16 protein-coding genes and 1 riboswitch are annotated in these 24,191 nt (G+C 74.9%); of the genes, 12 read left to right on the top strand and 4 right to left on the bottom strand.

The window, feature by feature from the left end; all coding sequences use genetic code 11:
• Positions 1 to 333 precede the first annotated feature (333 nt).
• The 7 genes from ccrA to ABD345_RS13690 all read left to right on the top strand — a co-directional run bounded on the left by ccrA (position 334) and on the right by ABD345_RS13690 (position 8,502).
• Positions 334 to 1,671, top strand: coding sequence for a crotonyl-CoA carboxylase/reductase (gene ccrA, locus ABD345_RS13660; protein ID WP_344552279.1), 1,338 nt, complete (start codon positions 334 to 336; stop codon positions 1,669 to 1,671).
• Entirely contained in the window at positions 1,671 to 3,695 is a 2,025-nt protein-coding gene (locus tag ABD345_RS13665; RefSeq protein WP_344552280.1) for a protein meaA, read from the top strand. Before ccrA ends, ABD345_RS13665 begins: the two co-directional genes overlap by 1 nt.
• Before the next feature lie 22 nt (positions 3,696 to 3,717).
• Entirely contained in the window at positions 3,718 to 4,680 is a 963-nt protein-coding gene (locus tag ABD345_RS13670; RefSeq protein ID WP_344552282.1) for an HpcH/HpaI aldolase/citrate lyase family protein, read from the top strand.
• Between the two features lie 4 nt (positions 4,681 to 4,684).
• Entirely contained in the window at positions 4,685 to 5,182 is a 498-nt protein-coding gene (locus ABD345_RS13675; RefSeq protein WP_344552283.1) for a MaoC family dehydratase, read from the top strand.
• Between the two features lie 142 nt (positions 5,183 to 5,324).
• Positions 5,325 to 6,527 (top strand): acyl-CoA dehydrogenase family protein, encoded by a 1,203-nt coding sequence (locus tag ABD345_RS13680; RefSeq protein WP_344552284.1) that lies wholly within the window; start codon positions 5,325 to 5,327, stop codon positions 6,525 to 6,527.
• A 432-nt stretch (positions 6,528 to 6,959) separates the two neighbouring features.
• Entirely contained in the window at positions 6,960 to 7,637 is a 678-nt protein-coding gene (locus ABD345_RS13685; protein WP_344552285.1) for a phosphatidylserine decarboxylase, read from the top strand.
• 13 nt (positions 7,638 to 7,650) lie between these two features.
• Entirely contained in the window at positions 7,651 to 8,502 is an 852-nt protein-coding gene (locus ABD345_RS13690) for a CDP-alcohol phosphatidyltransferase family protein (RefSeq protein WP_176190528.1), read from the top strand.
• 82 nt (positions 8,503 to 8,584) lie between these two features.
• Here ABD345_RS13690 and ABD345_RS13695 read toward each other — a convergent pair whose 3' ends face one another.
• The 4 genes from ABD345_RS13695 to ABD345_RS13710 form a co-directional block, all read right to left on the bottom strand.
• On the bottom strand, positions 8,585 to 9,865 hold the full coding sequence (locus tag ABD345_RS13695) for a hypothetical protein (RefSeq protein WP_425556811.1): 1,281 nt from the start codon (positions 9,863 to 9,865) through the stop codon (positions 8,585 to 8,587).
• A 505-nt stretch (positions 9,866 to 10,370) separates the two neighbouring features.
• On the bottom strand, positions 10,371 to 11,492 hold the full coding sequence (locus tag ABD345_RS13700) for an alpha/beta hydrolase family protein (protein WP_344552287.1): 1,122 nt from the start codon (positions 11,490 to 11,492) through the stop codon (positions 10,371 to 10,373).
• 136 nt (positions 11,493 to 11,628) lie between these two features.
• Positions 11,629 to 14,997 carry a hypothetical protein gene (locus ABD345_RS13705; protein ID WP_344552288.1) on the bottom strand — a complete coding sequence of 1,123 codons (3,369 nt, stop codon included), beginning with the start codon at positions 14,995 to 14,997 and terminating at the stop codon, positions 11,629 to 11,631.
• 217 nt (positions 14,998 to 15,214) lie between these two features.
• The gene (locus ABD345_RS13710; protein WP_344552289.1) at positions 15,215 to 15,895 is read right to left on the bottom strand and encodes an XRE family transcriptional regulator; all 681 of its coding nucleotides are present in this window, start codon (positions 15,893 to 15,895) and stop codon (positions 15,215 to 15,217) included.
• A 540-nt stretch (positions 15,896 to 16,435) separates the two neighbouring features.
• On the opposite strand from ABD345_RS13710, the gene ABD345_RS13715 reads away from it, so the two are divergent.
• The 5 genes from ABD345_RS13715 (at position 16,436) to cobO (ending at position 24,183) form a co-directional block, all read left to right on the top strand.
• On the top strand, positions 16,436 to 18,688 hold the full coding sequence (locus ABD345_RS13715) for a rhamnogalacturonan lyase family protein (protein WP_344552290.1): 2,253 nt from the start codon (positions 16,436 to 16,438) through the stop codon (positions 18,686 to 18,688).
• Positions 18,689 to 18,779: 91 nt separating this feature from the next.
• A riboswitch (cobalamin riboswitch) is annotated at positions 18,780 to 18,909 on the top strand.
• A gap of 31 nt (positions 18,910 to 18,940) precedes the next feature.
• Positions 18,941 to 19,894, top strand: a complete 954-nt coding sequence (locus ABD345_RS13720; RefSeq protein ID WP_344552291.1) for a cobalamin biosynthesis protein — start codon at positions 18,941 to 18,943, stop codon at positions 19,892 to 19,894.
• Between the two features lie 85 nt (positions 19,895 to 19,979).
• Positions 19,980 to 21,530, top strand: a complete 1,551-nt coding sequence (locus tag ABD345_RS13725; protein WP_344552292.1) for a cobyric acid synthase — start codon at positions 19,980 to 19,982, stop codon at positions 21,528 to 21,530.
• Complete coding sequence (locus tag ABD345_RS13730; protein WP_344552293.1) at positions 21,527 to 23,581, top strand: putative cobaltochelatase; 2,055 nt, start codon at positions 21,527 to 21,529, stop codon at positions 23,579 to 23,581. Before ABD345_RS13725 ends, ABD345_RS13730 begins: the two co-directional genes overlap by 4 nt.
• Positions 23,582 to 23,586: 5 nt before the next feature.
• On the top strand, positions 23,587 to 24,183 hold the full coding sequence (gene cobO, locus ABD345_RS13735; RefSeq protein WP_344552294.1) for a cob(I)yrinic acid a,c-diamide adenosyltransferase: 597 nt from the start codon (positions 23,587 to 23,589) through the stop codon (positions 24,181 to 24,183).
• Positions 24,184 to 24,191 lie beyond the last annotated feature (8 nt).

Raw genomic sequence — 24,191 nt, forward strand, 5'->3', positions numbered from 1 at the left:
CCACTTCCGGGGGCGGGCCTTCGGCCTGCCCGGGCCCGTCCCGCACCGCGTGTCCTTGCTCACGCCACGACTTGGCACCCCGCGTCTTTACGAGTGGCACAGGGTGCCACTACCTTGTTCCCACCGGCTGCGGCGCCGCGGCTCCCCACCTCGGCGCGCCGTCTTCCGGCGTCCCCCATCGAGGGGGCGTGAACCAGCAGCACCCACGCGACACCACCCACCCGTCGCACCAGCCAAGCACCACCCTCAGACCCTCAACGCGAAGCCGGTGTCCGCTCCCGGCTCCCCCAGACGCCCTGTGTCCCTCGCACAGGTACGCCTTCGGAGGCAGCCATGCAGGAAATTCTCGACGCGATCCTCAGCGGCGACGCCACGTCCGCCGACTACGCCGCCCTGGCGCTGCCCGAGTCCTACCGGGCGGTGACGCTCCACAAGGACGAGGAGCAGATGTTCGCCGGCCTGGCCGGCCGGGACAAGGACCCGCGCAAGTCGCTCCACCTGGACGACGTGCCGCTGCCCGAACTCGGCCCGGGCGAGGCCCTGGTGGCCGTGATGGCCAGCTCGGTCAACTACAACACCGTGTGGAGCTCGATCTTCGAGCCGGTCTCCACCTTCGGTTTCCTGGAGCGCTACGGCCGCCTCTCGCCGCTGACCGCGCGCCACGACCTGCCGTACCACGTGCTCGGCTCCGACCTGGCGGGCGTGGTGCTGCGCACCGGCGCCGGGGTCAACGCCTGGAAGCCCGGCGACGAGGTGGTCGCGCACTGCCTGTCGGTCGAGCTGGAGTCCCCCGACGGCCACAACGACACGATGATGGACCCGGAGCAGCGGATCTGGGGCTTCGAGACCAACTTCGGCGGCCTGGCCCAGATCGCCCTGGTGAAGACCAACCAGCTGCTGCCCAAGCCCAAGCACCTGACCTGGGAGGAGGCCGCCTCCCCGGGCCTGGTCAACTCCACCGCCTACCGGCAGCTGGTCTCGCGCAACGGCGCCGGCATGAAGCAGGGCGACAACGTGCTGATCTGGGGAGCGAGCGGCGGCCTCGGCTCGTACGCCACCCAGTACGCGCTGGCCGGCGGCGCCACCCCGATCTGCGTGGTCTCCAGCCCGCAGAAGGCGGAGATCTGCCGGGCGATGGGCGCCGAGGCGATCATCGACCGCTCCGCCGAGGGGTACCGGTTCTGGAAGGACGAGAACAACCAGGACCCGCGCGAGTGGAAGCGGCTGGGCGCGAAGATCCGCGAGTTCACCGGCGGCGAGGACGTGGACATCGTCTTCGAGCACCCGGGCCGGGAGACCTTCGGCGCCTCGGTCTACGTCACCCGCAAGGGCGGCACCATCGTCACCTGCGCCTCCACCTCCGGCTACATGCACCAGTACGACAACCGCTACCTGTGGATGTCGCTGAAGCGGATCGTCGGCTCGCACTTCGCCAACTACCGCGAGGCGTTCGAGGCCAACCGACTGGTCGCCAAGGGCAAGATCCACCCCACCCTGTCCAAGGTCTACTCGCTGGAGGAGACCGGCCAGGCGGCACTGGACGTGCACCACAACAAGCACCAGGGCAAGGTCGGCGTGCTCTGCCTGGCCCCGCGGGAGGGCCTGGGCGTGCGGGACGCGGAGCTGCGGGCGCAGCACCTCACCAAGATCAACGCCTTCCGGGACATCTGATGGGCGCTCAAGAGCGTGACCGACCCTGGCTGATGCGCACCTACGCCGGGCACTCCACCGCGAGCGACTCCAACGCGCTGTACCGGCGCAACCTCGCCAAGGGGCAGACCGGCCTGTCGGTGGCCTTCGACCTGCCGACCCAGACCGGCTACGACTCCGACCACGTGCTGGCCCGCGGCGAGGTCGGCCGGGTCGGCGTGCCGGTCGGGCACCTGGGCGACATGCGGACCCTGTTCGACGGGATCCCGCTGGAGCGCACCAACACCTCGATGACCATCAACGCCACCGCGATGTGGCTGCTGGCGCTCTACCAGGTGGTCGCCGAGGAGCAGGGCGCGGACGTCGCCAAGCTCACCGGCACCACCCAGAACGACATCGTCAAGGAGTACCTGTCGCGCGGGACGCACGTCTTCCCGCCCGGCCCCTCGGTGCGGCTGATCACCGACATGATCGCCTACACGGTGGCGCACATCCCCAAGTGGAACCCGATCAACATCTGCAGCTACCACCTGCAGGAGGCCGGGGCGACGCCCGTCCAGGAGATCGCCTACTCGATGTGCACCGCGATCGCCGTCCTCGACGCCGTCCGCGACTCCGGGCAGGTCCCGGCCGAGCGGATGGGCGAGGTGGTCGGCCGGATCTCCTTCTTCGTGAACGCGGGCGTCCGCTTCGTCGAGGAGATGTGCAAGATGCGGGCCTTCAACCGGCTGTGGGAGAAGGTCACCCGGGAGCGCTACGGCATCGAGGACGCCAAGCAGCGCCGCTTCCGCTACGGCGTGCAGGTCAACTCGCTGGGCCTGACCGAGGCGCAGCCGGAGAACAACGTCCAGCGGATCGTGCTGGAGATGCTGGCCGTCACGCTCTCCAAGGACGCCCGCGCCCGCGCCGTCCAACTCCCGGCCTGGAACGAGGCGTTGGGCCTGCCGCGGCCGTGGGACCAGCAGTGGTCGCTGCGGATCCAGCAGGTGCTGGCGTACGAGTCGGACCTGCTGGAGTACGGCGACCTGTTCGACGGCTCGCACGTGGTGGAGGCGAAGACCGCCGCGCTGCTGGCCGGCGCCGAGGCGGAGATCGCCAAGGTGCTGGGGATGGGCGGGGTGATCCCGGCCGTCGAGTCCGGCTACCTGAAGTCCGAGCTGGTGGCCTCGCACGCCGAGCGGCGGGCGAGGATCGAGGCGGGCGAGGACCGGATCGTCGGCGTCAACTGCTTCGACAGCACCGAGGACAGCCCGCTCACCGCGGACCTGGACACCGCGATCATGGTGGTCGACCCGGCGTCCGAGCGCTCGGTGCTGGCCAACCTGGCGGCCTGGCGGGCCGGGCGGGACGAGGCCGCGGTGCGGGCCGCGCTGGCCCGGCTGAAGGAGGTGGCGGCCACCGACGAGAACCTGATGGACGCCACCCTGGCCTGCGCCCGGGCCGGCGCCACCACCGGCGAGTGGTCGTTCGCGCTGCGCGAGGTGTTCGGCGAGTACCGGGCCCCCACCGGCGTGGGCGGCGCCCCGGTCGCGGTCGCGGCCGAGCCGGGCGGCGAACTGGCCGCCGTGCGCGCGGCGGTGGCCGCGACCGCCGCCGAACTCGGCACCGGCAAGCTGCGCCTGCTGGTCGGCAAGCCCGGCCTGGACGGGCACTCCAACGGCGCCGAGCAGATCGCCGTCCGGGCCCGCGACGCCGGGTTCGAGGTGGTCTACCAGGGCATCCGGCTGACGCCCGAGCAGATCGTCTCGGCGGCCGTCGCCGAGGACGTGCACTGCGTGGGCCTGTCCATCCTGTCCGGCGCGCACCCCGAGCTGGTGCCGGACGTCCTGCACCGGCTGCGCCGCGCGGGGGTGGAGGATGTGCCGGTGATCGTGGGTGGCATCATCCCGGCGGCGGACGCGGAGGTCCTGCGGGACGCCGGCGTCGCCGCCGTGTTCACGCCCAAGGACTTCGGCATCACCACCATCATCGGCCGGATCGTGGACGAGATCCGGCTGGCCAACAGGCTCCAGCCGTGGGCCGCGGCCACCGCCGCGACCAGCTGACCCGGAAGGAACAACCCCCCTCATGACGACCGTCAACCGCCTCCGTCCGCGCCGTTCCTGCCTGGCCGTGCCCGGCAGCAACCCGCGCTTCCTGGAGAAGGCCCAGGGCCTCCCGGCCGACCAGGTCTTCCTCGACCTGGAGGACGCCTGCGCCCCGCTGGTCAAGGAGAGCGCCCGGCACCACATCGTGGACGCCCTCAACAACGGCGACTGGGGCGGCAAGACCCGGGTCGTCCGGGTCAACGACTGGACCACGCACTGGACCTACCGCGACGTGATCACCGTCGTCGAGGGCGCCGGCCAGAACCTGGACTGCATCATGCTGCCCAAGGTCCAGGACGCCGAGCAGGTGGTCGCGCTCGACCTGCTGCTCACCCAGATCGAGAAGACCGTGGGCCTGGAGGTCGGCAAGATCGGCATCGAGGCGCAGATCGAGAACGCCAAGGGCCTGGTCAACGTCGACGCGATCGCCGCCGCCTCGCCCCGGCTGGAGACGATCATCTTCGGCCCGGCCGACTTCATGGCGTCCATCAACATGAAGTCCCTGGTGGTCGGCGAGCAGCCGCCCGGCTACGGCGCCGACGCCTACCACTACATCCTGATGCGGATCCTGATGGCCGCCCGCGCCAACGACCTGCAGGCCATCGACGGCCCCTACCTGCAGATCCGCAACCAGGAGGGCTACCGCGAGGTGGCCCGCCGCTCGGCCGCGCTGGGCTTCGACGGCAAGTGGGTGCTGCACCCGGACCAGGTCGCCGCCGCGAACGAGATCTACTCGCCCGCGCAGGAGGACTACGACCACGCCGAGCTGATCCTGGACGCCTACGACTGGTGCACCTCGGAGGCCGGCGGCGCCAAGGGCTCGGCGATGCTCGGCGACGAGATGATCGACGAGGCCAGCCGCAAGATGGCCCTGGTCATCGCGGGCAAGGGCCGGGCCGCGGGCATGGAGCGCACCACCAAGTTCGAGATCCCGGGAGCGTGACGCGATGCAGTTCGGACGCACCTACGAGGAGTTCGAGGTCGGCGCGGTCTACAAGCACTGGCCCGGCAAGACCGTCACCGAGTACGACGACCACCTGTTCTGCCTGCTCACCATGAACCACCACCCGCTGCACCTGGACGCCCACTACGCGACCACCACCGTGCAGGGCAGGAACGTGGTGGTCGGCAACTACGTCTACTCGCTGCTGCTCGGCATGTCCGTCCCGGACGTGTCCGGCAAGGCGATCGCCAACCTGGAGATCGAGTCGCTGCGGCACGTCGCGCCGACCTTCCACGGCGACACGCTGTACGGCGAGACCGAAGTTCTCGACAAGCACATGACATCCAAGCCGGATCGCGGCATCGTGTACGTCGAGACCAAGGGCTACAAGCAGGACGGCACCGTCGTCTGCACCTTCCGCCGCAAGGTGATGGTGCCGACCGAGACGTACGTGAAGGAGCGCGGCGGGGAGCAGCCCGGCCGCCCCGAACCCCTCGCCTGACAGCCCTCAGAGCCCCGGACGGGCGGGCCGCCGTCATCGGCCTTCGCCCCTACCCGGTTCCCGGGGGCTCCGCGGCAGCCACGCGCCGCGGAGCCCCCCAACCCCTCACCCTCATCTTCACGAGCATTCACGGAGCCGCACGATGGGACGCCTCGCACAGACCGACGGCCTCACCGAGATCCAGCGGGACATCCTCGCCACCGTGCGGGAGTTCGTCGACAAGGAGATCATCCCGGTCGCCACCGAACTGGAGCACCGGGACGAGTACCCGACCGCCATCGTCGAGGGCATGAAGCAGCTCGGCCTGTTCGGGCTGACCATCCCCGAGGAGTACGGCGGCCTCGGCGAGTCGCTGCTCACCTACGCCCTGGTGGTGGAGGAGATCGCCCGCGGCTGGATGTCGGTCTCCGGCATCGTCAACACCCACTTCATCGTGGCGCACATGATCAACGCGCACGGCACCCCGGAGCAGAAGGAGCACTTCCTGCCGAGGATGGCGGCCGGCGAACTGCGCGGCGCCTTCTCGATGTCCGAGCCGGGCCTGGGCTCCGACGTGTCGGCGATCTCCACCAAGGGCGTCCGGGACGGCGACCACTACGTCCTGAACGGCCAGAAGATGTGGCTGACCAACGGCGGCACGTCCAGCCTGGTCGCGGTGCTGTGCCGGACCGACGAGGGCGGCAGCACCCCGTACAAGAACATGACCACCTTCCTGGTCGAGAAGACCCCCGGCTTCGGCCCGAACGAGACGGTGCCCGGCCTGACCGTGCCCGGCAAGATCGAGAAGATGGGGTACAAGGGCGTCGACACCACCGAGTTGGTGCTGCAGGACGTCCGCGTCCCGGCCGACCGGGTGCTCGGCGGCGTCCCGGGCCGGGGTTTCTACCAGATGATGGACGGCGTCGAGGTCGGCCGGGTCAACGTGGCCGCGCGCGGCTGCGGGGTGGCCCGCCGGGCCTTCGAGCTGGGCATCGCCTACGCCCAGCAGCGGGTCACCTTCGGGAAGAAGATCGCCGAGCACCAGGCGATCCAGTTCAAGCTGGCCGAGATGGCCACCAAGGTCGAGGCCGCGCACCAGATGATGGTGATGGCCGCCCGCAAGAAGGACAGCGGGCAGCGCAACGACCTGGAGGCCGGGATGGCCAAGTACCTGGCCTCCGAGTACTGCAAGGAGGTCGTCGAGGACTCCTTCCGGATCCACGGCGGCTACGGCTTCTCCAAGGAGTACGAGATCGAGCGGCTGTACCGGGAGGCCCCGATGCTGCTGATCGGTGAAGGTACGGCGGAGATCCAGAAGATGATCGTGGGACGCCGGCTGCTGGAGGAGTACCGGCTCGCCGACTGAGGACCCCCTTCCCGGGGCGGACGGCGGGCGTGCGGCCCGTCGTCCGCGCCGCGCCGCACCCGTCCCGGCCTGGTCAGCCGGTCCCTCCGGCGGGAACGGCGCCCGAGGCGACCCGCCGGCGCGTTTCCCCAGGTGCGCGCCGGTGGGTCGCCTCCGTGCACCGCGTGTCACTCCGGCGTCACTGAGACGTGAATCACCCGTGACCCAGGACCTCTTGGGGAACCGCGCCCGCTCCGGTTACGGTCGTATGCATAGCAGGCGCTCGACCCAGTAGGTAGACGTAGCTCGACTAGCAGGCGGCTTGCCCAGGTACGGGCAGGTCCCGATAGCATCCACCCGGACAGCAGCCGTCCAAACAACTCGATCCCCGCGGTGGCCCCCGTCCAGGGGCCATTCAGTGTCCCCGCGCGGGGCCGCGACTAAAGGTCCTCGATGCCCATCAGCCCGTCCCCTCACACCTCCGCCCAGGGTCCCGGACCCGAGGGTCGGCGTCCCCGCGTGACCATCGCGCGCGGTGCCACCCCCTGGTTCGTTCCCACGCTGGCCACCGCCGCCGTGACGACCGCCCTCACCCGGCGTTCCGGCAAGTGGGCCCTGGCGGCCGTGCCCGCCTGCGCCCTGAGCGCTGGCATGCTGTGGTTCTTCCGCGACCCCGAGCGCGAGATCGGCGCCGGCCGAGTGATCTCCCCGGCCGACGGCGTGGTCCAGTCCATCGACGAGTGGCCGGACGGCCGCACCCGCGTCGCGATCTTCATGAGCCCGCTCAACGTCCACGTCAACCGCGCGCCGCTGGCCGGCAGCGTGACGTCCGTCGAGCACATCGCCGGTGGGTTCGTCCCGGCGTTCAACAAGGACAGCGACCGCAACGAGCGCGTCGTGTGGCACTTCGACACCGAGCTCGGCGACATCGAGATGGTGCAGATCGCGGGTGCTGTGGCCCGTCGCATCGTCCCCTACGTGGACGCCGGCACCAAGGTCGAGCAGGGCGAGCGGGTCGGCCTGATCCGCTTCGGCTCCCGCGTCGACACCTACCTGCCGGCGGGCGTCGAGGTCGGCGTCACGGTCGGCCAGAAGACCACCGCCGGGGTGACTCGCCTTGACCGTGACTGATCCGGAAACCCTCATGGAGCTCGACGACGACGAGTCGACCGAGCTCCGCCGCCGCCGCTGGGCCCGGGACCGCGAACTGCGCGCCCCCCGCTCCCCCCAGCACCTGTCCACCGCCGACTTCCTGACCCTGGGCAACGCCGTCTGCGGCTTCCTGGCGATCTACTCGATCACCACCGGGATCCTCATGCCGCACCTGACCAACGAGTCGGCCGCCCCGGTCAAGCACAGCGCCGCCACCGCGGTGACGCTGCTGCTGATCGGCTCCATGTGCGACCTCTTCGACGGCCTGGTGGCGCGCAAGCTGCGCTCCTCCGCGCTCGGCGCCGAGCTCGACAACCTGGCCGACCTGATCAGCTTCGGCATCGCGCCGGCCTACTTCGTCGCGGTGTGGGGCCTGGTCTCCCCCGGCACCAACCAGCAGCTCTCGGCGTTCATCGCGCTGACCGTGCTGCTCGCCGTGGTGCTGAGGCTCGCCCGCTTCTCGGCGGTCAAGATGCGGCCCGGGATCTTCCAGGGCATGCCCTGCCCGATGGGCGCGATGACCGTGCTGGCCATCGTGCTGCTCGACCCGCCGTTCGTCCCCGGCCTGCTGATGATCTTCGGCGTGGCCTACCTGATGGTCAGCCGGATCGAGTACCCGAAGCCGCAGGGCCTGCTCGCCACCGCGACGCTCGCCTGGATCGTGGTCTCCATCGGCTGCCTCGCCTCCTGGGCGGCGGGCCTGCCCGGCGGCGACACCCTGATGCACATCGGCGCGGTCGCCCAGATCGCGCTGGCCGCGATGGCGCCGCTGCTGGTCATCCGCCGCAAGGTCGGCGAGAAGGTGGGCGTGGTCCGCGCCCGGCGCGCCGAGAACCGGGGCTGACGCACCGGCACACGAAGAAGCCGCCCTCCCGGGAAGTTCTCCGGGAGGGCGGCTTCTTCGTGCGTGCGGTGCTGCCCGCTGCTCAGGCGCCGCCGTTGTGGACGGAGAAGGCGCTGCGGCGGGCGGCGCGGGCCACCGCCGGGTCGGGGTGGACGGAGGCGACGGCGGTCAGCACGCTGGCGGCGCGCGGGTGGCCGGACTGGCGGGCGCGGTTGAACAGCCGCACCGGCTCGCCGGCCGAGGCGCCCTCGACGTGACCGACCAGCAGCGCGGTCTCGCCGTGGTCGAGCACCGCGGCGGCGGTGTCCACCCACAGCCAGGCGGCGTCCTCCGCGCCCAGCACGTCGGCCGGGGACACCCCGTCCTCGTCCAGCTGTTCGGCCAGCCAGAGCAGCGCGTAGGGGCGCAGGACGGGCTCGTCGACGGCCGCGCGCACGCCCTGCTCGGCGGTGGAGCCGGCCACCACCCGGAGCGCCTCGAAGGCCAGGCCGCGGACCAGGGCGTCCTCGCCGCGGGCGGCCTCCAGCAGTTCGGCGACGGCGCGGTCGGCGGGGCGGGCGGCGACCCAGGCCCGGAACTCGGCGCGGGCCGGGCCGGGGCTGTAGTCGGCGCAGGCGCTGAGCAGCTCGGCGGCGCTCTGCTCGATGTGGCCGGCGGCGGTCTGCGCGACGGTGCAGATCTCCTCCAGCTTGGCCCGGACCGCCCAGTGGCCCAGCGGGGAGAGTTCGGCGGCCTCGTCGCGGCGGCCGAGCGCGCCGACGGCGGCCAGGCCGTCGAGCATCCAGTCGAGGACGGCGGCGACGTCGGCGGGCGAGTGCGGGGTGTCGATCTGCGGTTCGCGGCAGGTGCCGCGGACGGCGGAGACCGCGAACGCGGCGTGCGGGACGGGCGACAGCGGGAAGGTGCCGGAGCTGGGGCCGAGGCGGCGCTCGTCGAGGCCGCGGCGGAGCAGTTCGAGCAGTTCGCTGTCGGCGACCGGGCCGTCCACCAGGTGCAGGAAGGACAGCAGCTGGGGGGCCTGGTCGACGGCCTGCCCGGCCAGCTGGGCGAAGACCCCGCGCAGCGCGGCGGGCGGGACGGGGGCCAGCAGCGTCCAGGCGTCGAACAGCGCGGACCAGCCGCGGATCACCGCCTCGTCGTCGTGCTCCCAGGCGTGCAGCCGCCAGCCGGGCCCGGCTCCGCCGTCGCGCAGCTCGACCAGGCCGACCAGCAGGGCCTGGCCCCAGGCGTTGGCGGCGGCGCCGACGGTCATCGCCAGGGCGCGCCCGGCGGCCCGGGCGTCCTCGGGGAGGAGTTCGCCGCGCTTGTCGACCTCGGAGAGCTCGCCGGCCCAGCGGGCCACCCGGACGGCGTCGGCGAGCATCCGGCGGGCCAGCGGGGCGAGTTCGGAGGGGGCCGGGAAGCCGTCCGGGACGGGCACCCGGCCGCGCCCCGGCTTCGCGGGGACCCGGCGGCGATTGGCGGCGACGGGGGGAGTGCCCTCCGCACGACCGACGGCCGCCGTGCCGGGCAGACGGGTCACCGTCGCACCGGTGCGGTGGGGCGGGTGCGGGGCATCACGGTCGCGCGGGTTCCGAGACGTCACGCCGTGCAGTCTTCCCCTTGTACGGGCCTTCTGTCACATCGACTGCCGGGCTGTCTCGGCCCGTCGTCCGAACGGCTCGAACGACGGGGGGACGAGTCACCGCGAAACGGGACGAAACGCTCCGCTTTTCGACGTGGACATGGCGGATATTGTGACCGCTCCGAGACGGAGACGCGGTACCCGGCGTTCCGGTTCCCGGTCGCCGGGGTGCGACGGCCGCAGCGGCGGAGTGTGACCGGGCGGAGCTGCGGACGGGGCCGGGCGGAGCTGCGGGCGGAGCCGGTCAGAGCAGCGGGGTGAGGAAGCGCCGCAGCGCCTCGGTGTACCCCGCCGGATCGGCGTTCCACAGCGCGGCGTGCTCGCCGTGCGGCACCGGGTGCAGGCTGACCAGGTCGTCGCGGCCGTCGGCCAGCGCCTGGGCGGCGCTCCACGGGGCCACCCGGTCGTCCGTGCCCTGCAGCAGCAGCGCGGGCGCGGGCAGGTCCGCGCCGGAGGCGATCCGGGCGAAGTCGGCGAGGTCCACGCCGGTGCGGCCCTGGGCGGAGAGCGTGCCGAGCTCGCCCAGCGCCGGGGACGACCAGGCCCGGGCGGTCTCCCGGCGGACGGTCTCGGACCAGTCCAGCACCGGGGAGTCCAGCACCACCCCGGCGATCCGGTCCCGCCAGGTGGAGCGGGCCGCGGCGTGCAGCACGATGGTCGCGCCGACCGACCAGCCGTACAGCACCACCTGCCCGGCGCCCTGGGACAGCGCGTACCGGATCGCCACCTCGACGTCCTGCCACTCGGTCTCGCCGAAGTGGCCCAGGCCGTCCGGCGGGGCGGGCGCGTCCCGGTCGCCGCGGTAGCTGACGGTCAGCGAGGGCATCCGCAGCGCGTGCAGCAGCGGCAGCACCGACAGCGCCTGCTCCCGGCCGGTGCCGGGGCCGTGCACCAGCAGCACCCAGGTGCCGCGGATCCCGGCGGTGCGCCAGGCCGGGAGGTCGCCGAGCTCACTGGCCACGGCGACGTCCGCGTAGTCCAGGCCGAGCGCGGTGCGCGGGTCGCCGAGCAGCACCCGGGGCGTCACCCTGACCTCGGTGCCGACCGCCAGCGTCCCGCCGTCGGCGCGCTCCAGCCGCCGGGTGACCCGGTCGCCGCCCTGCTCCAGCACCCCGCCGACCACCGCGTGGCCGTCCTCGCCCCACTCCAGCGCGTACGTCCCGCGCCGCCGGGTGTCCGGCGTCGAGGTCAGCACCACCCGGCCCGGCCCGAGCGCGTGCACCTCGACCGGCGCGGGCGCCGAGAGCACCTGCACGGTGCCCGGCCGCACCACCCGGTCCGACACCTTCCGACCCAGCAGCAGGAAAGCCGCCGTTCCGGTTCCTGCTGCGGCGGCCGCGACGGCGGCTGCGGTTCCCCAACGCATGGCGCTCTCCCGGGTGCTGGCGGTCCTGTGCTCCCAGTGCACCTGCCCCCGCTCCGGACGGCCATTCGGGGCACCACCCCGGGTGACGGCCGACCAGGCCCGACCGCTGGTACGCCCCGGACCGGGCGGGCCGCCCCTACTCCTGAGCGGGGCGGGGCGGACGGACGGTGTGCGCCCGGTCGCGGACGTCGGGGGCGGGGTGGCGGCGCAGCTCGCGCAGCAGGGCGTGCCAGGGCTCGGGCCAGTGGGCGACGCCGCCCGCGCCGGTCAGGGCGACGGCGAACAGGCCGGCGGCGAGGGTGCCTTCGTCGGTGAGTCGGCGGGCGGCGGCCAGGGCCGGGGCGTCGGTGGGGAGGGAGCCGCCCACCGAACGGCCCAGGGTGAGCGCGAGGTCGGCGGCCAGGGCCGGGCGGTCGGGCAGCAGGGCGGCCACCGCGAGGAGGTGGTCGCCGAGCCCCGGGTCGGTCACCGCCACGGTGGGGAGCAGCAGTCGGGCGGCCTGGGCGCGCAGGGCGGCGGCGGGCAGCAGGATCGCGGCGGCGGCCCGGCGGACCTCCAGGAGGTTCGGGGCGCCCCATTGGTTGCCCAGCTGCTCCAGCAGCTCGTCCAGCCGCTCCCGGGCGGCCCCGCCCCCGTGCCCCTGCTCGCCCCCGCGCCCGTCCCGGTCCTCGTCCGCCTGGACGGCCCCGGTCAGCGTGGTCAGCAGGCCGGCCAGGACGCTGCCGGGGGCGCAGCCGGCGGTCGGGTGCGGGGCGGTGCCGAGGGCGATGGCGGCCAGGCTGCGGGCGGCGGACTTCCAGCGGCTCGGCTGCTCCGGGTCGTCCGGGTCGTCCGGGGCGAGGACGGCCCGGGCCAGGCCGGCCACCGCGTCGGGGGCGTACTCGGCGAGTCCGACCAGGCGGCCGCGGGCGGCGTGCTCGGCGATGGAGTCGCCCAGGTCGAGCATGCGGACGACCAGGGCGGCGTAGCGCGGGCGGTCGGCGGGCGGCAGGCGGTGCGGCTCGGGGGCGAAGGCGCGCAGGCGCTGGAGGGTGCTGCCGCGTTCGACGGTGTCGGCGAGCAGGGCCCAGCGCGCGCCGGTGGCGGCCGCGGCCTCGTCGGCCCGGGTGTCGCCGATCCGGTCGGCGGTCTCGGCGGTGGCGGCGGCGCGGACGTCGCCGTGCTGGTCGGGTGCCAGGTGGGCGGCGAGCAGCAGTTCGGCCGCGGCCGCGGCGGGGAGGTGGCGGGCGGCCAGCCGGACGGCCTGCTTGCGGCTGGTGACCTTGGCACTGCCGGTGCCCAGGGCGATCGTGTACAGAGCCGGGGCGAGGGCGGCGGCGGGGGTGTGCCGGGCCGGGCGGTCGGCGGCGTACAGGGCGACCCGGGCCAGGTCGGTTCCGGCCAGGGCGAGCAGGTCGGGCAGGACGGCGGCCGGGTCGGTGGTGTGCGGGAGCGCGGCGAGGGCGGTCTCGGCGAGGACGGTGTCCGGGTCGGCGGCCCAGCGGCGCAGCAGCGCGGCACCGGCGTCACCGAGTGGGGCGGCGGCGCGCAGGGCGGCGGCGCGCTGCTCGACGGGGCGGTCCCGGTCGGCGGCGGTTTCCGCCAACCTACTTGCGGCGTCCTGCTGTTGGCGCGGCGTCCAGCGGTCGGCGGTCGCGGTGTCGGCCTCGGTGGCGTCCTCCGGGAGGAGGGTCAGCAGGTCGGTGCGGACGGCGGTGAGCACGGCGCGGACGGGGGCCGAGCGGGCGGCGGACGGGTCGCGGGCGAGCAGGTCGAGCGCGATGGCGGGGTCGAGGGGCGCCAGGTGGTCGAGGACGCGGCGCCGGGCCTCGTCGGTGCCGGTGCGCAGCGCCCGGGTGAGCGGTTCGGCGAGGACGCGCCGGGCGCGGGGGCCGAGCGCGTCGGCGACGGTGAGCAGCAGGGCGGCGTCCGGGGTGGCGGCCGAGTCGTGCAGGAGCGGCCGCAGGGCGTCGAGGACGGCCCGTTCGCGGCCGCGGGGCAGGGTGAGCCGGGGCGCGCCGGTGCGTTCCAGGGTGCGGGTCGCCCAGGCGGCGAGGGCGGTGCCGGACGGGTGGTGGACCAGCACGGCCACGGCCGTGCCGGTGAGGCCGGCCCGGGTGGGCTCGGAGCAGTCGCGGGCGGTGAGGGCGTCCTCGGTGAGGCGGTGCAGGTCGGCGGCGTGCCCGTCGTGCAGGACGGAGGCCAGCTCGGCGAGGGCGGACAGCGGGCCCCAGCGGACCGGGTCCTGCTCGTTGCGCAGGCGGCGGAGCAGGGTCAACAGCTCCGACACGGCCACCGGGTCGCCGGAGCGGGCGGCGTTGCCGATCAACTCCTCCCAGCCGTAGGACCGTTCGACGGGCTCGGGGAGGCGGGTCTCGGCGAGCAGCCGGGGCCGGGCCTCGGCGGGCGGGAGCAGGGCGACCAGGCTCAGCAGGTCGGCGGGCGTCGGAACGGGCGGGGGGCCGGGCGCGGCGAGCCAGTCGGCGAGGTCGCCGTCCTGGTTGCGGCGCAGCCGGTGGATCTCGGCCCGGGCCCGCGGGTACCGGTCGGCGGCGGGCAGCAGGGCGAGCGCCTCCGCGTACTCCCATCCCCGGCGCTGGGGATCGGCGTACACGGTGTCGTGCAGGGCGGAGCGGCGGGCGGGCGGCTGGGCACGCAGCAACTCCTGGCCGTAGCGGGGCTGGTGGGCGACGAGGCCGACCAGTGCGGACGGGTCGGCGGCGGCCAGCCGGCGGGCGACGGCGGGGTGCGGCACCGGGTCGTGGCGGCTGTGGCCGGTGGCGCGCAGCAGCCGGGCGGTGCGGGTGGGGTCGGCGGCGGCCAGGTCGGCGAGCCGGTCGCGCACGGGCTTCGGCAGCGACGGGTGGCCGGTGCGCCGCTCCAGCAGGTCGAGCACCCGCAGCGGCAGGTGCCGGGCGGCCGCGGCCAGCGCGGGGGCGTGCCGGGACCAGGCGTCCCGGTCGCCGGGTCCCGCCTCGAAGGCGTCCAGGACGGCCTGCGGGTGGCGGTCGCCGAGCGCGGCGGCGAAGTCCACCACGTGGGCGTACGCGGGCAGTTCGGCGGCCACGAAGGCGGCCGGGCAGAGCGGCAGCAGCCGCGCGGCGGCGCGCGGGCCGTGGCTGCGGCTGAGCGCCGCGGCCAGCCGTTCGGCGAGCGCGCTGCGCCCGGAGCGCAGCACCGCCGTGACCAGTTCGGCCCGGACGGCGGTCGGCGCGTCCGCCACCGCCCGTTCCACCGCCTCGTCCGGCACCGGCAGTCGACGGATCGCCCGGTGCGCGTACCGCCGCACCACCGCGTCCGGGTCGGTCAGCCGCGCGGTCAGGTACGGGGTGTGCCGGCCGGCCAGCGCGGCGAGGGCGGCGAGCCGCCGTTCGTAGCGGCCACCGTCCGCCAACTCAACTAGTAGAGAAGGAAGTTCGCCACTGGCAGCGAGGGTGTGCGCGGTGCGGGCGACGGTGCGCAGCCGCTCGGCGTGGGAAAGGGGCTCGACGGCGGCGAGCAGCCGCCCGGCGGGAGTGTCACTCATCGCGGGCGATTCTGGCCGCCCCGGTCGATGCTCGCACCCCCTTTTCGACGGCGGCACTCACGGAAGGCGGCGGTCCGGGTCGGGGCGGCCGGGCCAGTGTTCCGGTGGTGGGCCTCGGACAACTCCACGACCGGTTCTGCTGGTTGGCCTCCGTCGCCGCCCGGGCCGGCCTGCGGCCGAGCACGGTGGGGATCCGCGCCGAGCGGTTCGACGAGGACTAACGCCCGGCCTCCCGCCCCGCCTCCGCGAGCAACTGCCAGAAGCGGAGGACGGGTTCGGGGCGAGGCGGGGGCGGGGTGGTGCCCCAGGAGGTGGGGGTGTGGTGCTCGGCCTGCAGGGTGGCCAGGGCGTGTTCGAGGTGGGCGGGATCGGCGGGGACGAGGCGGGCCACGGGGGTGAGTTGGGCCTGCCAGCGGCCCTGGACGACCCGGCGGAGGCGGGCTTCGAGTTCGGCGGTGCGGCCGGTGAGCCGGACCAGGGCGGGCAGGTCGAGGGCGAGGACGCGGGCCAGTAGGCGGGTCTGCTCCTCGTCGCCGGTCCAGCGGCCGGTGGTTTCGGCGCGGAGGTAGGCGGCGGGGGCGAGGCCGAGTTGGCGGGCGGCCTGCTCGGGGGTGAGCTCGCGGGCGATCCGGTGCTCGCGGAGGGTGGCGGGGGCGGCGCCCATCAGGTCGGCGGGCGGGCACCACAGGGTCCGGGCCAGGGCGGTCAACTCCTCCTCCGCGGGCCGGAACCGGCCCTCCTCCCAGCCGAGGACGTGCCCGGGCAGCAGTCGCACGCCGTGCGCGGCCAGCCCGTCGGCGACCTGGTCGACCGTCAGGCCGAGGGCGGTGCGGTGGGCGCGGGCGGCGGCCGGGGAGAACGGCACCGGCACGGGGGCCGGCGGCTGTCTGCGTCGCATGCCTTCCGACGGTAGGGGCGGCGGCGGGGCGGGCCACAGCCACGGATGGCACGAAGCGGGGGCGGTCGCGGGGCGGGACGGCTGGGCGATGCGACGAAGCAGGGCGGGTGGCGGGTGGCGGACGGCGGACGGCGGACGGCGAGCAACAGGCGGCGAGCGGCAGGCGGCAGGCGGCAGGCGGCAGGCCACGGACCGCGAGGGGTGCGGTCGGGGCCGGATGAAAGCTTCACGGCGGTCGCCGGTCGCCACCGCCGTCGTCCGAGCGGCCGCGGGCCGCCCGGTCGGGCCCGTCGCCGCGGGGCCGCCGCTCGGCTTCCGCCGCACGTCCGGGCCGGGCCGGGGCTGTCGGCCGGTCCGGTCGGCGACGGGCGGCGGGGGGTCGAGGGTGCGGCCGGCTCGGCTCAGGCGGAGGTGGATCGGCCCGCCGACGGGCGAAAGTTTCGGGGCGCCGGGCGCCGAGGGTTGACGGCGTCCGGACGGTCTGGGTGGATGCGATGGGAGCGCTCCCAGTCACCATCCTCCCCTCCCGAAGGAGCAACGATGGCAAGACACCACGGACGACGGGCCCTGCGCCCGGTCGCCGGACTGGCGGCGGGCCTGCTGGTCGCGGCCGGCACCGGCTGGGCGGTGCAGCAGGCGGGCGCGGCCGCGGCCGGCTGCCGGGTCGACTACACGGTCGCCAGCGCCTGGCAGGGCGGCTTCGGGGCGAACGTGCAGATCACCAACCTCGGTGACGCCGTGACGAGTTGGACGCTGCAGTGGTCGTTCGGCAGCGGCGAGCAGGTCACCCAGGCGTGGAACGCGGACGTGACGCTCGGCAGCGGCCAGGTCACCGCGAAGAGCCTGGGCTACAACGGCGCGGTGGCGGCCGGCGGCGCGGTGAGCTTCGGCTTCAACGGCTCGGTCCCCGGCTCCGGTACGGCCTCGGTGCCGTCCTCGTTCACGTTCAACGGCACGCTCTGCACCGGGAGTCCGGGCAGCGGAACGTCCCCCTCGCCCAGTCCGTCGCCGAGCGCGTCGAGCAGCGGGCAGCCGCCCGCCGGGCAGGGGCGGCAGGTGGAGAAGCTGGACCGCGGTCTGGTCTCGGTGCGCAGCGGCACCGGCAACCTGGTCTCCTGGCGCTGGCTGGCCACCGACCCGGACGGCGTGGCGTTCAACGTGTACCGGGACGGCGCCAAGGTGAACTCCGCGCCGCTGACCACCGCGACGGACTACCTGGACGGCGGCGCGCCGGCCGGCGCCTCGTACACGGTGCGGGCGGTGGTGGGCGGCGTCGAGCAGGCCGCCTCGCCCGCCTCGGTCGGCTTCGCGGACGGCTACCGGGACGTGCCGATCTCCCCGCCGCCCGGCGGGTCGAACGCGAGCGGCTCCTACACGTACGAGGCCAACGACGCGAGCGTGGGCGACCTGGACGGCGACGGGCAGTACGAGTTCGTGCTGAAGTGGAACCCGACCGACGCGAAGGACAACTCGCAGTCGGGCTACACCGGCGACACCTACCTCGACGCGTACGAGCTGGACGGCACCCGGCTGTGGCGGATCGACCTGGGGCGCAACATCCGCTCCGGCGCGCACTACACGCAGTTCCAGGTGTACGACTACGACGGCGACGGGCGGGCCGAGGTCGCCGTGAAGACCGCGGACGGCACGGTGGACGGCACCGGGCGGACCCTCGGCAGCGCCACCGCCGACTACCGCAACTCCAGCGGGTACGTGCTGTCCGGGCCGGAGTTCCTGACGGTCTTCGACGGGCGCAGCGGCGCCGCGCTGCAGACGGTGGACTACGACCCGCCGCGCGGCACGGTCTCGGCCTGGGGCGACTCGTACGGCAACCGGGTCGACCGGTTCCTGGCCGGGACGGCGTACCTGGACGGCTCGCGCCCGTCGATCGTGATGGCCCGCGGCTACTACACCCGGACCGTGGTCACGGCCTGGGACTGGCGCGACGGCAGGCTCACCGAGCGGTGGAAGTTCGACTCGGACGCCTCCGGCAACGGCGCGTACGCGGGCCAGGGCGACCACCAGTTGGCCGTCGCGGACGTGGACGGCGACGGCAGGGACGAGATCGTGTACGGGGCGATGGCCCTGGACGACAACGGGCGCGGGCTGTGGAACACCGGGCAGGGGCACGGCGACGCGATGCACGTCGGCGACCTCGACCCGAGCCGTCCGGGCCTGGAGGAGTTCAAGGTCGACGAGAGCACCGGCAAGTACTCGGCCTGGTTCGCCGACGCGCGGACCGGCCAGATCCTGTGGCACCAGCCGGACTGCGCCTGCGACAACGGGCGCGGCGTCTCCGACGACGTGTACGCGGGCAGCCCGGGCGCCGAGTCCTGGTCGTCGGGGGTCAGCGGCCTCTACAGCGCCAAGGGGGAGAACGTCGGCCGCAAGCCGGGTTCGGCCAACTTCGCGCTCTGGTGGGACGGCGACCCGGTGCGCGAACTGCTCGACGGCACCCACGTCGACAAGTACGGCACCGGCGCGGACACCCGGCTGCTGACCGCCGCCGGCGTGCACTCCAACAACACCACCAAGGCCACCCCGTCGCTCTCCGCCGACCTGTTCGGCGACTGGCGCGAGGAGGTGGTGTGGCCCACCACCGACAACCGGGCGCTGCGGATCTACTCGACGCCGGTGCCGACCTCGCTGCGGATCACCACGCTGATGCACGACGTCCAGTACCGGGAGGCGGTCGCCTGGCAGAACACCGCCTACAACCAGCCGCCGCACCCGGGCTTCTTCCTCGGCGACGGCATGCCGACCGCGCCGCGGCCCGTCGTGCACACGCCCTGACCTGGCACCTTGCGCCGCGGCGGCCCCGGTGGCCGTATGTGACCAACCCCTCCACCCGCTCGGTTGACTGCCCCGAACCGGGCGTGGTGGGATCTTCGGGCCAAACGGAGGCAAGCAGAGGAAGCCGGTGCGAGTCCGGCGCGGTCCCGCCACTGTGACCGGACACCCCGCGCGGGGGTGACCGGAAGTCAGGAGACTCTGGCCCCCGTTCCGTCGATCCAGGGCGCGGACCCTGAGTGAGGACACGACGCCATGGGGGCTGCCCCGTACCTGGTGGGCGCGGTCGCGGGATACCTCGCGGACGCCCGGCTCGGAGACCCCCGGCGCGGACACCCCGTCGCCCTGTTCGGCACCGCCGCGGCCCGGCTGGAGCGCCGGCTGTGGCGCGACCACCGCGGGGCCGGGGCGCTGCACGCGGCGCTCGCGGTCGGCGCGGGCGCGGGCGCGGCGGCGCTGGCCGTCCGGGCGGTGCGGCGCGCGCCGGTGGCGGCGGGGGCGCTGGCCGCGGCGGCCACCTTCACGGTGCTGGGCGGGACGTCGCTGACCCGGGAGGCGACGGCGATCGGACGTTCGCTGGCGGACGGCGACCTGGCGGGCGCCCGGGAGCGGCTGCCGCACCTGTGCGGGCGCGACCCGTCCGGCCTGGACGAGCGGCAGGTGGCCCGGGCCGTGGTCGAGTCGGTCGCCGAGAACACCGCGGACGCGGTGGTCAACGCCCTGGTGTGGGGCGGCGTCGCGGGCGTGCCGGGGCTGCTGGCGTTCCGGGCGGTCAACACGCTGGACGCGATGGTGGGGCACAAGTCGGCCCGCTACCGGCGCTTCGGCTGGGCGTCGGCCCGGCTGGACGACGTCGCGGGCTGGCCGGGGGCCCGGCTGACCGCGCTGCTGGCGGTCGCCGCGTCCGGCGCCCCGGCCCGGACCTGGCGGGTCTGGCGGCGGGACGGCTCCGCGCACCCGAGCCCCAACGCGGGCCAGGCGGAGGCGGCGTTCGCGGGCGCGCTGGGCGTGCGGCTGGGCGGGACGCTGCGCTACGGCGAGCGGGTCGAGCACCGGCCGGTGCTGGGCGCGGAGCTGCCGCCGGTCGGCGCGGCCGACATCGAGCGGGCCTGCCGCCTCTCGCGCCGGGTCGGCGCGCTGGCGCTGGCGACCACGCTCGCCCTGCGGGCGCTGGGCGGGCGGACCCGGGGCGGGCGGCGGCGCGGGTGAACCCGCCGCTGCGACTGCCCTCGTCCGGGCTGGGCTCCGGCGTGCCCGCGTCCCTCCCCCTCCACTTCCTCGAAGGAGTTCTGCCGTGAACGGCGCGCTGTTGGTGGCCGGTACGACCTCGGATGCCGGGAAGAGCGTGGTGACGGCGGGCATCTGCCGCTGGCTGGCCCGGCAGGGGGTGCGGGTGGCGCCGTTCAAGGCGCAGAACATGTCGTTGAACTCGTTCGTGACGGCGGACGGGGCGGAGATCGGGCGGGCGCAGGCGATGCAGGCGCAGGCGGCGGGGGTGGCGCCGGAGGCGGCGATGAACCCGGTGCTGCTGAAGCCGGGCGCGGACGGGCGCAGCCAGGTGGTGCTGCTGGGCCGGCCGGTGGCGGAGGTCGGCGCGCTGGACTACCGGGAGCGCAAGCCGGTGCTGCTGGAGCGGGCGCTGGAGTGCCTGGCGGACCTGCGGGCGCGCTTCGACGTGGTGGTGTGCGAGGGCGCGGGCTCCCCGGCGGAGATCAACCTGCGGGACGGGGACATCGCCAACATGGGCCTGGCGACGGCGGCCCGGCTGCCGGTCGTGGTGGTCGGGGACATCGACCGGGGCGGGGTGTTCGCGTCGATGTTCGGGACGCTGGCGCTGCTGTCGCCGGGCGACCAGGCGCTGGTCGCGGGCTGGATCGTCAACAAGTTCCGCGGGGACGCCCGGCTGCTGGAGCCCGGGCTGGAGATGCTGCGCGGGCTGACCGGCCGTCCGGTGCTGGGCACGCTGCCGATGCTGCCGGGCCTGTGGCTGGACGCGGAGGACTCGCTCGGCCTGGCCGCGGTGGCGTCCCGTCCGGCGGCGGGCGGGCCGGTGGGCGCGGAGGTGCTGCGGGTCGCGGTGGTGCGGCTGCCGCGGCTGTCGAACTTCACGGACGTGGACGCGCTGGCGCAGGAGCCGGGCGTGCTGGTGCGCTGGGTGACCGGCCCGGAGGAGCTGGCGGACGCCGACCTGGTGGTGCTGCCCGGCACCCGGGCCACCGTCGCGGACCTGGCCTGGCTGCGCGAGCGGGGCCTGGCGGAGCCGCTGGCGGCCCGGGCCGCGGCCGGGCGGCCGGTGCTGGGGGTGTGCGGCGGCTACCAGATGCTGGGCCGGGAGGTCGTGGACCCGGTGGAGTCGAAGTCGTCCGGTGCGGTGGACGGCCTGGGGCTGCTGCCGACCCGGGTGGTGTTCGGCGCGGACAAGGTGCTGGCCCGGCCGTCGGGGGTGGCGCTGGGCGAGCCGGTGGAGGGCTACGAGATCCACCACGGCGTGGTGACGGTGGAGGGCGGCGAGCCGTTCGTCACGGACGCCGCCGGGCGGCCGCTGGACGGCTGCCGGGCGGGCGCGGTGTGGGGCACCACCTGGCACGGCCTGCTGGAGAACGACGCCTTCCGCCGGGCCTTCCTGACCGAGGTGGCCCGCGCCGCGGGCCGGGCGTTCGTCCCGGCGCCTGACACCTCGTTCGCCGCCGCCCGCGAGCGCCAACTCGACGCGCTGGGAGACCTGGTGGCCGAGCACACCGACACCGACGCGCTGTGGAAGCTGATCGAGAACGGGGCACCGGCGGGTCTGCCGTTCGTGCCGCCCGGGGCCCCGGCCCCGCTGGAGATGGGGAGTGCCGAATGACCGAGGCCCGTTATCCGTTCACGGCGATCGTGGGCATGGACGACCTGCGGCTGGGGCTGCTGCTGAACGCGGTCTCGCCGGCCGTGGGCGGGGTGCTGGTGCGGGGCGAGAAGGGGACGGCGAAGTCGACGATGGTGCGCGCCCTGGCGGGCCTGCTGCCGTCGATCGCCACGGTGCCGGGCTGCCGGTTCTCCTGCGACCCGGCCGCGCCGGACCCGCACTGCCCGGACGGCCCGCACCAGGGGGCGCCGGCGGCCGAACGGCCCTCGTTCCTGGTGGAGTTGCCGGTGGGCGTCACCGAGGACCGGGTGGTCGGCTCGCTGGACCTGGAGCGGGCGCTCGCCGAGGGCGTGCAGGCGTACGAGCCGGGGCTGCTGGCGAAGGCGCACCGCGGCGTGCTGTACATCGACGAGGTCAACCTGCTCCAGGACCACCTGGTGGACCTGCTGCTGGACGCGGCGGCGATGGGGCGCTCGTACGTGGAGCGGGAGGGCGTGTCGGTGCGGCACGCGGCCCGGTTCCTGCTGGTCGGGACGATGAACCCGGAGGAGGGCGAGCTGCGGCCGCAGCTGCTGGACCGGTTCGGCCTGACGGTGGAGATCGCGGCCACCCGGGACCCGGACGAGCGCGCCGAGGTGGTGCGGCGGCGGCTCGGGTACGACGCCAACCCGGCCGGTTTCGCGGCGCGCTGGGACGAGCGCGAGCGGGAGCTGGCCGAACGGATCACCGCCGCACGGGAGTTGCTGCCGAGCGTGCAGCTCTCCGATCTGGCGCTGCGTCAGATCACGGCGGTGTGCGCGGCGTTCGAGGTGGACGGCCTGCGCGCGGACATCGTGATGGCCCGCACCGCGGTGGCCCTGGCCGCCTGGGCGGGACGCACCGAGGTGCGGGAGGAGGACGTCCGGACGGCCGCCCGGCTGGCGCTGCCGCACCGGCGGCGGCGCAACCCGTTCGACGCGCCGGGGCTGGACGAGGAGCAGCTGGACCGGACGCTGGCCGAGCACCGGCAACCGGAGGACGGGCCGACGGACGGGCCGGAGGACGACGGCCCGGACGGCGGCGGTCCTGATGGCGATCGCCCGGACGGCGGCGGCCCGGACGGCGGCGGTGGCGGTGCGCCGGAACCCGGTGAGCCCAACGCCCCTTCTGCGGAGGCGAGTTCGGACGAGTCCCCCGCTCCCCCGCGGCAACGCCCGGGCGGCGCACGGGAGTCGGCGCCGGTCGCGGCCGACCAGCCGTACCGCACCAGGCTGTTCAAGGTGGACGGCACCGGCCGGGGCGCGCAGGGCCGCCGTTCGCCCGCCGAGACGGACGCCGGGCACACGATCCGGGCCCGCCGGCCGCGCGGGCGGCTGTCCCGGCTGCACCTGAGCGCGACGCTGCGCGCGGCCGCGCCGCACCAGGTGGCGCGCGGGCGGGCCGGGCGGGCGCTGGTGCTGCGGCGGGACGACCTGCGCGAGCAGGTGCGCCGGGGCCGGGAGTCGAACCTGGTGCTGTTCGTGGTGGACGCCTCGGGTTCGATGGCGGCCCGGCAGCGGATGACCGCGGTCAAGGGCGCGGTGCTGTCGCTGCTGATGGACGCCTACCAGCGCCGCGACAAGGTCGGCCTGGTGACCTTCCGGGGCGCGGGCGCCGAGCTGGCGCTGCCGCCGACCTCCTCGGTGGAGGTGGGCGCGGCCCGGCTGGAGCAGTTGCCGACCGGCGGCCGGACGCCGCTGGAGGCGGGCCTGCTGCGGGCGCACGAGGTGCTGCGGGTGGAGCGGCTGCGCGACCCGGACCGGCGCCCGCTGCTGGTGCTGGTGACCGACGGCCGGGCCACCGGCGGCAAGGACGCGCTGCCGCGGGCCCGCCGGGCGGCCGGCCTGCTGGCCGCGCAGGGCGTGGCCGCGGTGGTGCTGGACTGCGAGTCCGGACCCGTCCGGCTGGGTCTGGCACGGGAGTTGGCCGCGCACCTGAACGGTGACGCGGTGAGCCTGGACGAACTGCGGGCCGAGGGCGTGGCCTCGCTGGTGCGGGAAGCACGGACGACGACGACGCGAAAGGCGGCGTGAGCGGCATGCCCAAGGGAGTGGCGGAGAACGTCCCGGACGACGGCCTGACGACGCGGCAGCGCCGGACGCTGCCGATCACGGCGGTGCACACCGGGCCGGGCAAGGGGAAGTCGACGGCGGCGTTCGGGATGGCGCTGCGGGCCTGGAACCAGGGCTGGCCGGTCGGGGTGTTCCAGTTCGTGAAGTCGGCGAAGTGGAAGGTCGGCGAGGAGAACGCGCTGCGGGTGCTCGGCGAGTCCGGGCAGGGCGGCACGGTGGCCTGGCACAAGATGGGTTCGGGCTGGTCCTGGGTGCAGCGCGACATCGAGTCCTCGGAGGAGGCGGCCCGGGAGGGCTGGGAGCAGGTCAAGCGGGACCTGGCGGCCGAGACGTACCGGTTCTACGTGCTGGACGAGTTCACCTACCCGCTGCACTGGGGCTGGATCGACGTGGCGGAGGTGGTGGAGGTGCTGCGGGAGCGCCCCGGCAGCCAGCACGTGGTGGTGACCGGCCGGTACGCGCCCGCGGAGTTGACCGAACTGGCCGACCTGGTCACCGAGATGACCAAGGTGAAGCATCCGATGGACGCGGGCCGCAAGGGCCAGCGCGGTATCGAGTGGTAGCGAGTTGA

The sequence above is a fragment of the Kitasatospora saccharophila genome (genome assembly GCF_039529925.1).
GTDB classification, from domain to species: domain Bacteria; phylum Actinomycetota; class Actinomycetes; order Streptomycetales; family Streptomycetaceae; genus Kitasatospora; species Kitasatospora saccharophila.

What these genes read in the sequence shown, in the direction of transcription:
- ccrA (WP_344552279.1), top strand. Translation starts at nt 334, where the DNA reads ATGCAGGAAATTCTCGACGCGATCCTCAGCGGCGACGCCACGTCCGCC.
- ABD345_RS13675 (WP_344552283.1), top strand. Translation starts at nt 4,685, where the DNA reads ATGCAGTTCGGACGCACCTACGAGGAGTTCGAGGTCGGCGCGGTCTAC.
- ABD345_RS13665 (WP_344552280.1), top strand. Translation starts at nt 1,671, where the DNA reads ATGGGCGCTCAAGAGCGTGACCGACCCTGGCTGATGCGCACCTACGCC.
- ABD345_RS13670 (WP_344552282.1), top strand. Translation starts at nt 3,718, where the DNA reads ATGACGACCGTCAACCGCCTCCGTCCGCGCCGTTCCTGCCTGGCCGTG.
- ABD345_RS13730 (WP_344552293.1), top strand. Translation starts at nt 21,527, where the DNA reads ATGACCGAGGCCCGTTATCCGTTCACGGCGATCGTGGGCATGGACGAC.
- cobO (WP_344552294.1), top strand. Translation starts at nt 23,587, where the DNA reads ATGCCCAAGGGAGTGGCGGAGAACGTCCCGGACGACGGCCTGACGACG.
- ABD345_RS13710 (WP_344552289.1), bottom strand. Translation starts at nt 15,895, where the DNA reads ATGCGACGCAGACAGCCGCCGGCCCCCGTGCCGGTGCCGTTCTCCCCG.
- ABD345_RS13680 (WP_344552284.1), top strand. Translation starts at nt 5,325, where the DNA reads ATGGGACGCCTCGCACAGACCGACGGCCTCACCGAGATCCAGCGGGAC.
- ABD345_RS13720 (WP_344552291.1), top strand. Translation starts at nt 18,941, where the DNA reads ATGGGGGCTGCCCCGTACCTGGTGGGCGCGGTCGCGGGATACCTCGCG.
- ABD345_RS13685 (WP_344552285.1), top strand. Translation starts at nt 6,960, where the DNA reads ATGCCCATCAGCCCGTCCCCTCACACCTCCGCCCAGGGTCCCGGACCC.
- ABD345_RS13700 (WP_344552287.1), bottom strand. Translation starts at nt 11,492, where the DNA reads ATGCGTTGGGGAACCGCAGCCGCCGTCGCGGCCGCCGCAGCAGGAACC.
- ABD345_RS13705 (WP_344552288.1), bottom strand. Translation starts at nt 14,997, where the DNA reads ATGAGTGACACTCCCGCCGGGCGGCTGCTCGCCGCCGTCGAGCCCCTT.
- ABD345_RS13695 (WP_425556811.1), bottom strand. Translation starts at nt 9,865, where the DNA reads ATGCTCGCCGACGCCGTCCGGGTGGCCCGCTGGGCCGGCGAGCTCTCC.
- ABD345_RS13715 (WP_344552290.1), top strand. Translation starts at nt 16,436, where the DNA reads ATGGCAAGACACCACGGACGACGGGCCCTGCGCCCGGTCGCCGGACTG.
- ABD345_RS13690 (WP_176190528.1), top strand. Translation starts at nt 7,651, where the DNA reads ATGGAGCTCGACGACGACGAGTCGACCGAGCTCCGCCGCCGCCGCTGG.